We start from the raw sequence: 15,400 nt of genomic DNA on the forward strand, positions 1-15,400 counted from the left end.
CACCCCGATCCGCACGGTTCTATTCCACCCCGATCTGCACCACGTCCCCCGCCTGCCCACCGGGATACACCACCACCTCGACACCCGGGAACCCGGCGGCCACATGCGCCGCCAACTCCTCCGAAAGCCCTTCCGGCGCATCGCATCCGATGAGCATGGTCACCAATTCCCCACCCAGGCCCAGCATTCGGTCCAACAGCGTGCGCCCCGCCGCCCGCAGATCCGAATCGATCACGACCACATCGTGTCCGACCAATCCGAGCCCGTCCCCCGCCTCGCACATTCCCACCATGGTCAAGGCCCGCTCCGGCGCGACTCGCACCGCGCCCCACCGGGTTCCGGCCGCCGCCTCCGACATGGCGAACGCGTCGTCGGCCGCCGCCCGCCCCGCATCGTGCATCGACAGCGCCGCCAACCCCTGCACCATCGACCCGCACGGCAGCATCAACACCTCCCGCTGCCCATCCCGAGCCGCCACACTGACGGCCACCAATTCGTGCGCGGGCAACGCTCCGTTCGGCAGCACCAGCACCTCTCGATGCGCCACCCCGCGAATGGCTTGCAGCAAGACCTCCGAGGTCACCTCGCCCTGCAGGACAGTGGCGCCCGCATCCTCGAAAAGCCGCACCGCACCCGCACCGGACGCCACCGCCAGAATCGCGCGATCGGCCGCCCCACCGTGCGCCTCCCCGGACCCGGTCAACGTCTCGATCCGAATCCCGCTCAGCCCGCCCGCGACCAGCCCGGCCTCCACCGCCGCCCCCGCGTCCGCGCAATGCACGTGCGCCGACCAGGTCTCCGCCCCATCGCCGACCACCACAACCGAATCCCCCAGCGCGGCAAGCCGATCCCGCAACCCATCGATACGACGCGCATCCGTCCCCCGCACCAGGAACATCACTTCGTACTGCGGCACACCACCGCCAGCCGTCACCCCGGCATGCGCCTCCCCCGTCATCCCGGCATGAGTCCCCCTCGCCATCCCGGCATGAGCTCCCCTCGTCATCCCGGCGGAATCTCCACCCCCGCGCCGGTACTCGGGCCGGGTCGGTGCCCTGCCACCCGAGGCAGCGACCAGCTCATCCAGCAGCACCAGCAACCCTCGCGCCCCCGCGTCCACCACCCCGGCCTCGCGCAGCACGCCCAGCTGTGCCGGAGTCTCCCCCAACGCCTTCGCCGCACCGTCGGCCGCTGCCAGCGCGACCGCGACCAGATTCCGCTCGGCACAATCGGCCGCCCGTTCGGCGGCTCGATCCAGCACGGTGAGCATGGTGCCCTCGACCGGAGAGCTCAGCGCCTCCCGCACGAGCCGGGCGGCCTGCCGCAGCGCAACCCGCAGCGACTGCTCGGTCAACGGCCCGTCGGCCACCGCATCGGCGATACCCCGCAGCACCTGAGACAGGATGATCCCCGAATTCCCCCGCGCGCCCGCCGTCGCGGCCTGCGCCATGGCCGCCGCGATCTCCCGAGCCAAGGGCGTCGCCTCGGGGTGAGGCGGATCACCCTCGGCCGCCCGTTCCGCCCCGCGCACGGCGGCGCGCATGGTGGCGAGCAGGTTGGTGCCGGTGTCGGAGTCGGGGACCGGGAAGACATTGAGGGCGTTGATCTCGTCCCGATGCAGTTCCAGGGCGGCGAGGGCCGAGCGACCCCAGCTCAGCAGGGCAGTACCGTCGAGAGCGTCCGCAGGACCATTTAGAGCATCCGCTACCCCGGGCACCGTCACCGTCCTTCCGCACACGTCATGGAATCCCTGCGCCAGCCTAGTCGGGACAACCGACACCACGCTGTCACCTGGCATTCGTACGGTGCATACGCGACGGGTGCCGGGGACCCAATTGGACACGCCCGGGCGCGGTTGGCTACTCTTGTGCGGTTGCCTCACGCAGGCACGGTCCTGCCCTCTCAGGTATCGGCCCGCGTTGACCAGCAATTCGCTGGTAGGTACGTCCAAGACATAAGCTTTCGGACACGCTGTGCACCGTGCAGCGCGTCCCACTATGACATGAAGGAGCTCGCGACTATGGCTGCCGTCTGTGACGTCTGCGCCAAGGGCCCCGGCTTCGGTAAGTCGGTTTCGCACTCGCACCGGCGCACCAACCGTCGCTGGAACCCGAACATCCAGACCGTGCGCGCCCAGGTTGCCCCGGGCAACACCCGCCGCATGAACGTCTGCACCTCCTGCCTGAAGGCGGGCAAGGTCGTTCGCGGCTGATAGCTTTTCGTCGAAGGCCCCGGCACCCTGAATGGGGTGAGCCGGGGCTTTTGTCGTTCCCGGACCGAACACCTCAGGGGTGGGCATGAACGCGTGGCAGGTGGTTCCGCTCGCGCCTGAGCATGTGCACAGCATGGCCGAATGCCACATCGCCTGCTGGCGTGAGGCCTATCGGGATCTGGTGCCGCGACACCTGCTGGACGCCTTCGATGTCGAACAGCGCGCGGCGGCCTGGGAACGCATCCGCGTCAAATATCCGGGACAGGTCCACGTCGCCCTGATCGACGAAACCGTGGTGGGATTCGCGGCGGGCGGTCCGGCGAGCGAGGAGAACTCGCCCACGCCACTGGAACTCAACGCCATGTATGTGCGAGCCGCCCACCACGGCACCGGCATCGCCCACGATTTGATGGCCGCGGTGCTCTCCGACGAGGCCGACACCTCGCTGTGGGTCTTCGAGGAGAACCCGCGCGCACAGGCCTTCTACAAGAAGTACGGCTTCGAACTCGACGGCGAACGTCGAGTCGAAGCCTTCACTCCCGCAATCCAAGTGCGGATGGTGCGCCGGGCCCCCGACACAAACACCACCCGGCGCTGATCCCTACGCCGCGCCGTTGAGGCAATCCACCTGCTGGCTGATCGACTGCACCACGCACGCCAGGCGCGAGGTCACATTCGACGACAGTCCGCTCACACTGTTGGTGTCGAACAGGCTGCCGACGGGCTGAACCGTCTGGTGCGTGGTGTCGGGGGTGTAGTTCTCCAGCGGCAGGCCCTCGGCATTGGCCACGGCCGGCGCCGCGGCCAGCGCCGCACCGGCGGCCAGCGCGACGAAAACACCACGGGCAGTCTTGTTCTGCATACACATGCTCCTGAATCAGGTCATCGGGGTTCGCACTACGGCAGACGCCAGTCCACCGGCGCGGCCCCTAATGTACCCAGCAATTCGTTGGTGCGGGAGAACGGGCGAGAACCGAAGAATCCTCGCGAAGCCGACAACGGTGAGGGATGGGCGGATTCGATGTAGGGAGTGTTGCCCAGCATCGGCTTGAGCGTCGAGGCGTCGCGGCCCCACAGAATCGCCACCAGCGGCTGATCCCGGGCAACGAGCGCGCGAATTGCCTGCTCGGTCACCGCTTCCCAACCCTTGCCGCGATGCGAGGCGGGCTGGCCCGGCTGCACCGTCAGCACTCGGTTGAGCATGAGCACGCCCTGATCGCACCACGGCGACAGATCGCCATTGGACGGCATGGGCAGGCCCAGATCCTTGGTCAGCTCCGAATAGATATTGGACAAACTGCGCGGAATGGGCGAAACATCCGGGGCCACCGAGAAACTCAGCCCCACCGGATGCCCCGGCGTCGGATACGGATCCTGGCCCACGATGAGCACCCGGACCTTGTCGAACGGCCGCTGGAAGGCCCGCAGCACATGCTCCCCCTTGGGGAGATAGCCACGCCCCTCGGCGTTTTCGTTGCGCAGGAACTCGCCCATCGCGGCAATGCGGTCGGCCACCGGTTCGAGGGCCTCGGCCCAGCCCGTATCGATGACTTCCGACAGTGGTTTCGCACCCATGTCGGGAAAACTTATCGTGTCGAGTTTCATCGCGTAAGCGGCCCCGTCTAAGCGAAGGATTCCCAACCGCCGAGTCCGGTTCGGGGGGTGCCGTCGACCGTCACGCCGGAGCCCGGGCGGACCTGGCCGATGCGGAGCCAGCCCTCGGGCAAATCGCCCGAATCGGCGAAAGTCGCTGCGAAGGCGTGATCTTCGCCGCCCGCGAGAATCCAGTCAAGGGGGTTGACGCCCAGCGCCTTGCCGACCGCCTCCAATTCGGGGGCGGCCAAGGTCGCGGCGTCGAGATCGATGGCCACGCCGGAGGATTCGGCGATATGCCCGAGATCGGCGAGCAAACCGTCACTGACATCGGTGAGCGCGGTGATCTCGGCAGTATCCGGCAGGTCCAGCACCGCCTCGTACGGGGGCTGCGGAACCCGGTGCGCGGCAACCACATCCGCGAATTCCCCGACCAGTCCCCCGGCGTGCGCGGGATCGGCCTCGGCGGAGAGCACCGCCAGGCCCGCACCCGACCAGCCCAGCTTCCCGGCCACGGCCACCACATCACCGGGCCGCGCGCCCGACAGCTTGATCGGAGCCCGGCGCGGATCCCCGAACGCCGTCACCGAGATGATCAGCATCGGGCTGCGGACCATATCGCCCCCGGCAATGGACGCCCCGGCCCGACCGGCCTCGGCCCACATGCCGTCCGCCAGTTCCCGCACGAACTCGACCGGCGTCTCCGAGGGACACCCGAGCCCGACCACGAACGCGCTCGGCACCGCGCCCATGGCCACCACATCCGCCGCGTTCTGCGCGATCGCCTTGCGCCCGATGTCCACGGGGCTCGACCAATCGGTGCGGAAATGCCGATCCTGCACCAGCATGTCGGTGGTCACCACGAACCGCCCCTCGGGCGCGGCGATCACCGCGGCGTCGTCACCGGGTCCGAGCAGCACGCCCGGGGTGTGCGTGCGACCCGCGTTCACCAGCGCGATGAGCCCGAATTCCCCGAGCTCGCCGACCGTGCGCGCGGGCTGGACCGCCGGAGCTCCCGGAGCATCCGGCTGCGGCCTGTTGCTGGCGGTGATGGCGGTCTCCTTCGGGGCGAGTGTGATGCGGGTGGCTGACCGCTCGACGGTACCCTCGATGCCGATGAGCAACGACACCCGCGGCAGCGAGCCCGAGACCAAGCCGGACAGCACCGACGCCGAGCTCGCCGATACGAAGCTCGACGACACCGAGGCCACCGAGGCCACCGAGGCCACCGGGGCCACCGAGCCCGCCGATGCCGGCGACGCGACCGACGCCGAAAAGGCCGAGTCGGACGCCGCGGACTCGGACGATTTCGGTGTCCGCCGGTCCCCCGCGCTCATCGCCACCGCGGTCGCGCTGCCCGTGGCGCTGGTGGTCGGGGTGCTCGTCATGGGTGTGCTCGCCAATCGGCATCACAGTCGAGATGCGCTGGCCCTGGGCGCGGTTCCGGCCCCCGCCGCCGCCGGCCCGGAGTGCTCGGCGCTGCTGCCCGCGTTGCCGGGCACGATCGGTGACTACACCACCTCCGAGCTGGTGCAGCCCGCTCCGCCCGCGACCAAGGCGTGGCAGCTGCCCGACGGCGGGGACCCGATCGTGGTGCGCTGCGGCTTGGATCGCCCGCAGGAATTCACCAAGGCCTCGCCGCTGCAGGTCGTGAACGGCGTCAACTGGTTCGAGCTGCGCGATCAAACCAGCGGTGTCACCTCCGGCACCTGGTGGGCGGTCGACCGCGGGACCTACATCGCGCTGACCCAGCCCGACAATGCCGGGGCGACTCCGCTGCAAGAGGTTTCGGACGCCATCACCAAGACCATCCCGGCCAAGCCGATCGACCCGAACCCGATCCCGAACTGACGCAAGATATATCTGTCGGAGCCGCCATCGGATCCGTCAGAGGCCGCCATCGGGCCCGTCAAAGCTTGCGCAGCGTGGCCTTCCCGGCGGTGAGATCGACGTCCACACCCTCGTCTCCGTCGCCGGGATTCTCCCGATGCATGAGCACCGAGTGCCGCTGCTCCATCTCGTGCCGCTTGGCCGAGTTGAACGCGGCGTCGAACTGCTCGAGCCCGATGGCCGCCGCCTTGCGGTTCTCCTCGTTGCGCATCCACGGCAGCGCGGTGCGCCCGGTCGCGCGCCGGTAGGCCACGTCGGCGAGCGTCAGCCCGAAGGCTGATTCTTCCCGGCCAGCGCAGCCACGCCGCCTAGCGCAGGCCGGTGCCGCGGGCGAGCGCCGTCTCGATGAGGGTGCTCACCAGGGTGCGGTTGTCGATCCCGGTGGCCTCCCACATGCGCGGGTACATGGAGATCGAGGTGAAGCCGGGCATGGTGTTGATCTCGTTGATGACCGGGCCGTCGGCGGTCACGAAGAAGTCGACGCGGGCCAGTCCCTGGCAGTCCAGCGCGCGGAAGGCGCGCACCGCGAGCTCCCGAATCTCTTGGGACACATCATCGTCCAGCTTGGCGGGGACGTCGAACTCGCAGACGTCGTCGAGGTACTTGGTGTCGAAGTCGTAGAAGTCGGGCGCGTCGCCGTCGTCCTCGGGCATCCGGATCTCCGCCACCACACTGGCTTCCACCCGGCCGTCCGGGAATTCCAGTACGCCGCACTCGACTTCGCGGCCCACGATCCCGGCCTCCACGATCACCTTCGGATCGTGTTCGCGCGCAACGGCGATGGCGGCATCGAGCTCGCCCCAACCGTCCACCTTGGTGATGCCGATGGAGGACCCGCCGCGGGCGGGCTTCACGAACACCGGCAGCCCCAGGCGCTCCCGGTCGGCCTCGCTCACCGTCGCCACGCCCGGCCGCAGCACCACCTGCACACCGATCGGAAGTCCTTCGGCCGCAAGGAGTTTCTTGGTGAACTCCTTGTCCATGCCGGCCGCGCTGGCCAGCACGCCCGGACCGACGTAGGGCAGCTCGGCCAGCTCCAGCAGACCCTGCAGCGTCCCGTCCTCGCCGAACGCGCCGTGCAGCACCGGGAACACCACGTCCACGCTGCCCAGCACCGCGGCCTTGCCGTCGAGGGGCACCAGCGCGCCCGCGCGGGAGGGGTCGGCGGCCAGGACCAGCGCCGTGCCGGATTCGTCGACCGTGGGTAGGGCGCGGTCGCGCGCTTCGTGCTGTTCTGACCCGGTGAGCGCGCGGGGATCGGCGTCGCCGAGCACCCAGGTGCCCTCGCGCGTGATCCCGATCGGAACCGCCTCGTACCGTTCGGGATCGAGGCTCGCCAGCACGGTGCGTGCCGAAACACACGACACCCCGTGCTCATTGCTGCGGCCGCCGAACACCACCGCCACCCTGGTCCTGTTGGTCATGCCCCGAACCCTATCCGGTCGATTGTGGCGGCAGTGTTACGCGGTCGTCCCACCCCGCGACGGACTTACCCCGTACCGCGCGGTAACTCACTCCGATTTCAGGCGGCGGCCCTGCAGCTGTCCGACCGCCTCGGCGGCCGACATGCCCTCATGACACACCTGGTGCACCGCGTTGGTCAGCGGCATCTCCACGCCGTGCGCGGCGGCCAGCGCCCGCACCGATGTGCAGGACTTCACACCCTCCACGACCTGGCCATGAGTCGCCTCCAGCGCGGTCTCCATGGACCCGCCCGCGCCCAGCGCGTGCCCGAAGGAGCGATTGCGCGACAGCGGCGAGGTGCAGGTGGCCACCAGATCGCCCACGCCCGCCAGCCCCGCGAAGGTGACCGGCTCCGCGCCCACCGCCACCCCGAGCCGAATGATCTCGGCCAGCCCGCGCGTGATGAGCGTGGCAATCGAGTTGTCGCCCAACCCCATTCCCGAGGCGATGCCGCAGGCCAGCGCGATGACGTTCTTGCAGGCCCCGCCGATCTCACAGCCGATCACATCGGAATTGGTGTACGGCCGGAAATAGCCGGTGGCGCAAGCGTGCTGGACGGCCTCGGCCCGCGCCACATCCGAGCAGGCGATGACCGTCGCGGCGGGCTGGCCGGCGGCGATCTCGTGCGAGAGGTTCGGCCCCGACAGCACCGCGACCCGACTCGAATCCGCGCCGGAGACCTCCGCGATGACCTGACTCATCCGCAGCAGCGTCCCGGTCTCGATGCCCTTGGCCAGACTCAACAGCGTGGCGTCGGCGGGAATCAGATCCTTCCAGGCCGCGAGATTCGTGCGCAGCGACTGCGAGGGCACGGCCAGCACGACAATGTCGGCACCGGCGAGCGCAACAGCGGGATCATCGGTGGCACCCATCGGCGGCAGCGCGACATCCGGCAGATACCAAGGATTGCGACGCTCGGTGGCCAAGACCTTCGCCACCTCCGGCCGCCTAGCCCACATGGTGGTCTCGGTTCCAGCCTCCGCCAATACCTTCGCGAACGCGGTCCCCCATGACCCCGCTCCCAACACCGCTGCCCTAGCCATCAGCCCAATATAAGCGGGTGTGTTCGCCGCCATGCCGTTGTGGCATCTCACGGCCCCCGCACCGTCATTCCGGCGTGCTCCTGGCCGGAATCTCGCCCGAGTCGAGTGGATCCCGGCCAAAAGCGCGCCGGGATGACGAGCGGAGGAATTCGACGCCGCTCACAAACGCGTCATCTTGGAGTGGGAGGATTCGGGCATGCGTCCGTCCGTGCACGCGGTGATCGCGGTCAAGAGTCTCGGGCTAGCCAAGTCTCGGCTGTCCGATGGGTTGCCTGCTGAGCATCGGCCGCGGCTCGTGCTGGCCATGCTGGCCGATACCGTGACGGCGGCCGTCGCGACGCGGGCCATCGCGTCGGTGACCGTGGTGACGCCGGATCCGATGGTCTCCGAGTTGGTCCGCGGGCTGGGCGCGCACGTGCATCCCGAGCCCGAGATCACCGCGCCGCACACCAGCGGCCTCAACGCCGCCCTCGCCGCGGGCGCGGCCGCCATCCGGCACCGACACGGTCCCGTCGATCTGCTTGCCCTGCAAGCGGATCTGCCCGCGCTGCGCTGCGCCGAACTCTCCGACATGCTCGCGAGCACCGGGCATCGCCGCGCGGTGGTCGCCGATCATGAGGGCAGCGGCACCGTCGCCCTGCTGGTGCGCGGCGGATCCGTGACGCTGAACCCGCTTTTCGGTCCGGACTCCGCCCACCGCCACATCGCCGACGGCGCGGTGGAGCTGCTGGGCGACTGGCCCGGACTGCGGCAGGACGTGGACACCGCCGCGGACCTCGAGCGCGCCGCCGCGCTCGGCGTCGGGAAGGCCACCGGCGCGCTGCTGCGTGAAATCGGCGTGTCGCAAGCGTGTCGAGGAACCGAAGAGTTGCACCGAGCCCGATCTTCACTGTGCTGACGCCGCGTGATCTGCGCTGCAATGGACGGTGTCAGGTCGGCACCCCACCCGCGACATAAGGAATGATCGTGAGAGTGAGCGATACGGATACCGTCAAGCAATCGCCGCTACTACCGGCGGCACCGCCCGCGGCAACCCCTCCGCCCACCGCTGTCACGCCACTCCCGGCGGACCGGTACGTGAACCGGGAACTGAGCTGGCTCGATTTCAACGCCCGCGTGTTGGCGCTCGCCGAGGACCATTCTCAGCCACTTCTCGAGCGCGCCAAATTCCTCGCCATTTTCTCCTCGAATCTGGACGAGTTCTACATGGTCCGCGTGGCGGGCCTGAAACGCCGCGCGGAAACCGGATTGTCGGTGCGTTCCGCCGACGGGCTGTCCCCCACCGAACAGCTCGAGATGATCGCCGTGCGCACCCAGGACCTCGCCGAGCGACACGCCCGCGTCTTCCTCGACGACGTGCTGCCCGCCCTGACCGCCGAGGGCATCGCCATCATCCGCTGGGCCGACCTGGAGGACACCGAAAAGCAGCGCCTGTCCGGGTATTTCCAGGATCAGGTGTTCCCGGTGCTCACCCCGCTGGCCGTCGATCCGGCGCACCCGTTCCCCTACATCTCCGGCCTGAGTCTGAATCTCGCCGTGACGGTGAAGGATTCGGTCACCGGTGGCGAGCACTTCGCGCGAGTGAAGGTGCCTGACAACGTAGATCGATTCGTGCGGGTCCGCCGCGTCGCCGGGTCCAACGCCCCCGGCCGCGACGGTTCCGGCCGCGATTCCGCTGCGGGACAGAGCGGCTCCGTGGCCGCCTTCCTGCCCATGGAGGAGCTGATCGCCGCGCACCTCGATCAGCTGTTCCCGGGAATGGAAGTGGTGGAACAGCATTCGTTCCGGATCACCCGCAATGCCGACCTGGAGGTCGAGGAGGACCGCGACGAGGACCTGCTGCAGGCCCTCGAGCGCGAACTGGCGCGCCGCCGCTTCGGCTCCCCGGTGCGCCTGGAAGTCTCCGACGATATGACCGAGCACATGCTCGATCTGCTGCTGCGCGAACTGGATGTGGATCCGGCCGACGTCATCCAGGTGCCCGGCCTGCTCGATCTGTCGTGCCTGTGGCAGGTCTACGGCGTGGACCGCCCCAACCTCAAGGACGCCCCCTACGTTCCGGCCACCCCGCCGGCCTTCGGCGAACGCGAAACGCCCCGAAACGTTTTCGCCGCCCTGCGCGAGGGCGACGTGCTGGTGCACCACCCCTACGACTCCTTCTCCACCAGCGTGCAGCGGTTCATCGAACAGGCCGCCGCCGACCCGCAGGTGCTGGCCATCAAGCAGACCCTGTACCGCACCTCGGGTGACTCGCCCATCGTCAACGCGCTCATCGACGCCGCCGAGGCGGGCAAGCAGGTGGTCGCGCTGGTCGAGATCAAGGCCCGCTTCGACGAGCAGGCCAACATCAAATGGGCTCGGGCACTGGAACAGGCGGGCGTGCACGTGGTCTACGGCCTGGTCGGGTTGAAGACGCACTGCAAGACCTGCCTGGTGGTGCGGCGCGAGGGTGCCACCATCCGTCGCTACTGCCACATCGGCACCGGCAATTACAACCCGAAGACCGCGCGCCTCTACGAGGACGTCGGATTGCTCACGGCCGCACCGGAGATCGGCGCGGACCTGACCGACCTGTTCAACTCGCTGACCGGATACTCGCGAAAGGCCAACTACCGCAACCTGCTGGTCGCCCCGGTCGGGGTGCGCGCGGGCATCGTGGAACGCATCGAACGCGAGATCGAACTGGCGGGCCAGGGCCAGGCGGCGCGAATCCGGCTGAAGGCCAACGCCATCGTCGACGAACAGGTCATCGACGCGCTGTACCGGGCCTCCCAGGCGGGCGTGCCGGTGGAGATCGTGGTGCGCGGCATCTGCGGGCTGCGCCCCGGCGTGCCCGGTCTGAGCGACAATATCGTGGTGCGCTCGATTCTCGGCCGCTACCTGGAACATTCGCGCATCCTGCACTTCCAGGCGCAGCACGAATACTGGATCGGCTCCGCCGACATGATGCATCGCAACCTCGACCGGCGCGTGGAAGTGCTGGCACAGGTCAAGGATCCGAAACTGGCCGAGCGCCTCGGCGCGATCTTCGACTCCGCCATGGATCCCACCACCCGCTGCTGGGTGCTCCGGCCCGACGGCAGCTGGCAGGCCCAACCCGACCGCGACATCCCCGGCGAGGAGATTCGCGATCACCAGGAGTACCTCATGCGGCTGCGACGTCCGGATCGCCAGTGAGCCCGGCACAGTTCGACCCCACCGCCGATTTCGCCGACCCCCGCGTCGCCGCCAATATTCTCGCGGCGGGCGCGGTGCTGTGGCGGCCGGCCGCCGACGGCGGGCTCGAGATCGCGCTCGTGCACCGGCCCAAATACGACGACTGGTCGCTGCCCAAGGGCAAGCTGGATCCCGGTGAGACGCCGATGATCACGGCCGTGCGCGAGGTGGCCGAGGAAACCGGCCTGAATTCGCGCCTGGGGCGCTATCTGGGCCACGTGACCTATCCGGTCACCGGGCATCGCAGACTCAAACGGGTGGACTACTGGGCCGCCCGGGTCGTCGACGGGAAGTTCGAATCCAATACCGAAGTCGACGAGTTGGACTGGCGCCGCCTCGACACCGTGATGGACGCCCTGTCCTACCCCATGGATCGCTCCATCGTCCGCAATTTCCTTCGCCAACCGGCCGATACCACGCATCTGCTGCTGGTGCGGCACGCCAAGGCCGGTCGCCGCGACCGGTACGCCGGCGCCGACGACGAGCGCCCGCTCGAAAAGGCCGGTCGCACACAGGCTCGCGCGCTGGTGCCCAACCTGCTCGCCTTCGGCGCGGCCGAAATCGTTTCCGCCCCACCGGTCCGCTGTGTCCAAACCGTGACCCCGCTGGCGGAAAAGCTCGCCGTCGACGTGGAACTGGAGCCGCTGTTCTCCGAATCCGGTTACGCGGCAGCGCCCGACGCCGCCCGCAAACGCGCCCGCGACCTCGTCTCCGAGGACTCGGTGCGGGTGATCTGCAGTCAGGGCAAGGTGATTCCGGATCTGCTCGACTGGTGGGCCGCCGAGGACGGAATCAGCCTGCCACCGGCGCGCAACCGCAAGGGCAGCGTCTGGGTGCTGAGTTTCCACCAGGGCCGCCTGGTCGCCGCCGACCACATCGACCGGGCGCTGACACCTACCCCGTAAGTCCTTGGAACGCCGCCGTACCGGTCCCTGGCCGGGCGAATCCCCCCGTGGACGAGGCGATTCCACCCCGACCGGATCCACTATCCGCCCACAGATATGCGAAACGGCCCGGCGATGCCGGGCCGTCTCACATGTCGTCCTGCTCGAAAACTCCCGTCAGCGACGGGTTGTGGCCGTATTAACGGCGCGCGGTGCGCTTGGCCGCGGTCTTCTTGGCGGGAGCCTTCTTGGCCGTCTTCTTGGCGGTGGCCTTCGAAGCGGTGGCCTTGGTGGCCTTCTTCGCCGTGGTCTTCTTGGCCGCGGTGGCCTTCGCCGGGGTCTTCTTGGCGACCGTCTTCTTCGCGGCCGTCTTCTTGGCGGTGGCCTTCTTGGCAGGCGCCTTCGACGCGGCCTTCTTGGCGGTGGTCTTGGCCGGGGCCTTGGTGGCGGCCTTCTTGGCCGTCTTCTTGGCGGTGGTCTTCTTCGCACCCGCCTTGCCCGAAACCGGGGCAGCCACACCGCGCTTCACGGCCGGGCCGCTCGACGCGATCTTCTGCTTGCCAGCGATGATCGCCTTGAACTGAGCACCGGGACGGAAGGCAGGCACCGAAGTCGGCTTCACCTTGACGGTTTCGCCGGTGCGCGGGTTACGAGCAACCCGGGCAGCACGCTTCCGCTGTTCGAAGACACCGAAACCCGTGATGGTGACGCTCTGACCTTTGTTCACAGCACGCACGATCGTGTCGACCATCTGCTCGACTGCAGCAGTAGCGGTGCGCCTGTCAGTACCCAACTTCTCGGTCAGAACATCGATCAGTTCCGCCTTGTTCATTGAATCCTCCGCAGACTAATGGCCCGTCGTCGGACCGACTAGGTACCACGGTAAACCCTTTCCCGGCAAGAGTCTATGTGCCACGCGGAAATACATGACGCATGGCACACGCTCAGCTACCCCGTTTGAGGGCGTTCAGCTAACGCTCATCAATGATTACGTCTGCGAAATACGGGCCGGAATGGTAGCGGGTTTCCAAGTCGGCCTTGCGTTTTCGAACTGGCTGATCTCGGCCTCGTGCCGCAGAGTGAGGCCGATGTCGTCCAGACCTTCCAGCAGACGCCACCGGGTGTAGTCGTCAATATCGAACGGCAACACGACCGTTCCAGCCGACACGGTTCGCGCCTCGAGGTCGGTCGTCAATTCCAAACCCGGCTGTTCCTCGAGCAACTTCCAGAGCAATTCCACATCGCTCTGGGCCATCCGGGCCGTCAGAAGCCCGTCCTTGCCCGCGTTCCCACGGAAGATGTCGGCGAAACGAGACGAGATCACCACCCGGAACCCGTAGTCCTTCAACGCCCAAACAGCATGCTCACGTGAGGATCCGGTACCGAAATCCGGACCAGCGACCAGCACACTACCCCGGTTGTAGGGCGCGGTGTTCAGAATGAAGTTCGGATCCGTCCGCCACGCCGCGAACAACCCGTCCTCGAAACCCGTTCGGGTAACGCGCTTCAGATACACCGCCGGAATGATCTGGTCGGTGTCGACATTGGATCGGCGCAGCGGAACGCCGATCCCCTTGTGGACCTTGAAGGCTTCCATCGTTGATTCTCCTGAGTCTGTGGGAGCGGCGGAATCTGGGCCGCCGCTAGCGTGCGATCAGTTCAGATCCGCAGGTGAGGACAGGGTTCCGCGCACCGCGGTGGCCGCGGCGACCAGCGGCGAGACCAGGTGCGTACGGCCGCCCTTGCCCTGTCGCCCTTCGAAGTTCCGGTTCGAGGTGGACGCACAGCGCTGACCGGGGGAAAGCTGATCCGGGTTCATGCCCAGGCACATCGAGCACCCGGCCTGCCGCCATTCCGCGCCCGCGGCGGTGAAAATCTCGCCCAGACCCTCGTTTTCCGCCTGCAGCCGCACCCGCATCGAGCCCGGCACGATCAGCATGCGTACACCGTCCGCGACCTTGCGACCCCTCAGAACCTCTGCGACCGCACGCAAATCCTCGATGCGGCCATTGGTGCACGAACCCACGAAAACGGTGTCGACGGTGACCTCGCGCAACGGGGTGCCCGGCTTCAGGTCCATGTACTGCAGCGCCTTTTCAGCGGCCGCGCGCTCGTTCTCGTCGAAGATCTGCTCCGGATCCGGCACCGAGTCGCCCAGCGGCGCACCCTGTCCCGGATTGGTGCCCCAGGTGACGAACGGGGTCAGCGACGCGGCGTCGATGTGCACCTCGGCGTCGAAAACCGCGCCCTCGTCGGTCTTCAGGGCGTCCCAAGCGGCCACGGCGGCATCCCAATCCGCGCCCTGCGGCGCGTGCGGGCGGCCCTTGAGGAATTCGTAGGTGACCTCGTCGGGCGCGACCATGCCCGCGCGGGCGCCGGCCTCGATCGACATGTTGCACATGGTCATCCGGGCCTCCATGGACATGGAGCGCACGGCCTCACCGCGGTATTCGAGCACGTAGCCCTGACCGCCGCCGGTACCGATCTGCGCGATCACCGCCAGGATCACGTCCTTGGAGGTGACGCCCGCGGGCAGTTGCCCGTCGATATTGATGGCCATGGTCTTGAACGGGCGCAGCGACAAGGTCTGGGTCGCCAGCACGTGTTCCACCTCGGAGGTGCCGATGCCCATGGCCAGCGCGCCGAACGCGCCGTGGGTGGAGGTGTGCGAATCACCGCACACCACCGTGGTTCCCGGCTGGGTCAGACCCAGCTGCGGGCCGACCACGTGCACGATGCCCTGGTCGATATCGCCCATGGGGTGCAGGCGAATGCCGAATTCCTCGCAGTTCTTCCGCAGGGTCTCGACCTGCGTGCGCGAAATCGGATCGGCGATCGGCTTGTCGATATCGATCGTCGGGACATTGTGGTCCTCGGTGGCGATGGTGAGATCCGGGCGGCGCACCGGGCGGCCCGCGGCCCGGAGGCCGTCGAACGCCTGCGGACTCGTGACCTCGTGCACCAGGTGCAGGTCGATGTAGATGAGGTCGGGCTGGCGATTCTCGCCCTCGCCTGTGCCGCGAACGACGACATGCTGGTCCCAGACCTTCTCCGCCAGGGTGCGTGGCCGGTCGGCCATATCTCCATCACCTCTCGAT

16 protein-coding genes are annotated in these 15,400 nt (G+C 68.1%); 6 read left to right on the plus strand and 10 right to left on the minus strand.

Annotation, left to right across the window (positions count from 1 at the left end; all coding sequences use genetic code 11):
* Positions 1-19 precede the first annotated feature (19 nt).
* Entirely contained in the window at positions 20-1,798 is a 1,779-nt protein-coding gene (locus tag VMT65_RS15975) for a DAK2 domain-containing protein (protein WP_442790229.1), read from the minus strand.
* A gap of 222 nt (positions 1,799-2,020) precedes the next feature.
* On the opposite strand from VMT65_RS15975, the gene rpmB reads away from it, so the two are divergent.
* Positions 2,021-2,212, plus strand: coding sequence for a 50S ribosomal protein L28 (gene rpmB, locus VMT65_RS15980; protein ID WP_011210730.1), 192 nt, complete (start codon positions 2,021-2,023; stop codon positions 2,210-2,212).
* Positions 2,213-2,297: 85 nt separating this feature from the next.
* Positions 2,298-2,810 (plus strand): GNAT family N-acetyltransferase, encoded by a 513-nt coding sequence (locus VMT65_RS15985; protein ID WP_326308981.1) that lies wholly within the window; start codon positions 2,298-2,300, stop codon positions 2,808-2,810.
* A 3-nt stretch (positions 2,811-2,813) separates the two neighbouring features.
* Here VMT65_RS15985 and VMT65_RS15990 read toward each other — a convergent pair whose 3' ends face one another.
* The 3 genes from VMT65_RS15990 to VMT65_RS16000 are packed head-to-tail and all read right to left on the minus strand — an operon-like array spanning position 2,814 to position 4,935.
* Positions 2,814-3,074: a hypothetical protein gene (locus VMT65_RS15990; RefSeq protein ID WP_120737407.1), complete on the minus strand. Its 261-nt coding sequence runs from the start codon at positions 3,072-3,074 to the stop codon at positions 2,814-2,816.
* A gap of 35 nt (positions 3,075-3,109) precedes the next feature.
* Positions 3,110-3,787 carry a uracil-DNA glycosylase gene (locus VMT65_RS15995; protein WP_326308982.1) on the minus strand — a complete coding sequence of 226 codons (678 nt, stop codon included), beginning with the start codon at positions 3,785-3,787 and terminating at the stop codon, positions 3,110-3,112.
* 47 nt (positions 3,788-3,834) lie between these two features.
* On the minus strand, positions 3,835-4,935 hold the full coding sequence (locus tag VMT65_RS16000) for a thiamine-phosphate kinase (protein WP_326308983.1): 1,101 nt from the start codon (positions 4,933-4,935) through the stop codon (positions 3,835-3,837).
* On the opposite strand from VMT65_RS16000, the gene VMT65_RS16005 reads away from it, so the two are divergent.
* On the plus strand, positions 4,922-5,656 hold the full coding sequence (locus tag VMT65_RS16005; protein WP_326308984.1) for a DUF3515 domain-containing protein: 735 nt from the start codon (positions 4,922-4,924) through the stop codon (positions 5,654-5,656). The two genes, VMT65_RS16000 and VMT65_RS16005, sit on opposite strands and share 14 nt — an antisense overlap.
* A 58-nt stretch (positions 5,657-5,714) precedes the next feature.
* Here the strand turns inward: VMT65_RS16005 and VMT65_RS16010 are convergent, their stop codons facing one another.
* The 3 genes from VMT65_RS16010 to VMT65_RS16020 all read right to left on the minus strand — a co-directional run bounded on the left by VMT65_RS16010 (position 5,715) and on the right by VMT65_RS16020 (position 8,202).
* Positions 5,715-5,948, minus strand: coding sequence for a DUF6191 domain-containing protein (locus VMT65_RS16010; RefSeq protein ID WP_326308985.1), 234 nt, complete (start codon positions 5,946-5,948; stop codon positions 5,715-5,717).
* Positions 5,949-6,003: 55 nt separating this feature from the next.
* Positions 6,004-7,119, minus strand: a complete 1,116-nt coding sequence (locus tag VMT65_RS16015) for a D-alanine--D-alanine ligase family protein (RefSeq protein ID WP_326308986.1) — start codon at positions 7,117-7,119, stop codon at positions 6,004-6,006.
* 87 nt (positions 7,120-7,206) lie between these two features.
* Positions 7,207-8,202, minus strand: coding sequence for an NAD(P)H-dependent glycerol-3-phosphate dehydrogenase (locus VMT65_RS16020; RefSeq protein ID WP_326308987.1), 996 nt, complete (start codon positions 8,200-8,202; stop codon positions 7,207-7,209).
* A 196-nt stretch (positions 8,203-8,398) separates the two neighbouring features.
* Between VMT65_RS16020 and cofC the strand changes: the two genes are divergently transcribed.
* From cofC to VMT65_RS16035, 3 genes are all read left to right on the plus strand, one after another.
* A complete protein-coding gene (cofC, locus tag VMT65_RS16025; RefSeq protein ID WP_326308988.1) occupies positions 8,399-9,100 on the plus strand; it encodes a 2-phospho-L-lactate guanylyltransferase in 702 nt (233 codons plus the stop codon).
* 62 nt (positions 9,101-9,162) lie between these two features.
* A complete protein-coding gene (locus VMT65_RS16030; protein WP_326308989.1) occupies positions 9,163-11,379 on the plus strand; it encodes an RNA degradosome polyphosphate kinase in 2,217 nt (738 codons plus the stop codon).
* On the plus strand, positions 11,376-12,323 hold the full coding sequence (locus tag VMT65_RS16035) for an NUDIX hydrolase (protein WP_326308990.1): 948 nt from the start codon (positions 11,376-11,378) through the stop codon (positions 12,321-12,323). Before VMT65_RS16030 ends, VMT65_RS16035 begins: the two co-directional genes overlap by 4 nt.
* A gap of 178 nt (positions 12,324-12,501) precedes the next feature.
* On the opposite strand, the gene VMT65_RS16040 is transcribed toward VMT65_RS16035, so the two are convergent.
* From VMT65_RS16040 to leuC, 3 genes are all read right to left on the minus strand, one after another.
* Positions 12,502-13,134 carry an HU family DNA-binding protein gene (locus VMT65_RS16040; RefSeq protein ID WP_326308991.1) on the minus strand — a complete coding sequence of 211 codons (633 nt, stop codon included), beginning with the start codon at positions 13,132-13,134 and terminating at the stop codon, positions 12,502-12,504.
* A 156-nt stretch (positions 13,135-13,290) separates the two neighbouring features.
* A complete protein-coding gene (gene leuD, locus VMT65_RS16045) occupies positions 13,291-13,899 on the minus strand; it encodes a 3-isopropylmalate dehydratase small subunit (RefSeq protein ID WP_326308992.1) in 609 nt (202 codons plus the stop codon).
* Between the two features lie 57 nt (positions 13,900-13,956).
* A complete protein-coding gene (gene leuC / locus VMT65_RS16050) occupies positions 13,957-15,381 on the minus strand; it encodes a 3-isopropylmalate dehydratase large subunit (RefSeq protein ID WP_326308993.1) in 1,425 nt (474 codons plus the stop codon).
* Positions 15,382-15,400: the final 19 nt, after the last annotated feature.

It is taken from the genome of Nocardia sp. CDC153, assembly GCF_035818515.1.
Lineage (GTDB): Bacteria > Actinomycetota > Actinomycetes > Mycobacteriales > Mycobacteriaceae > Nocardia.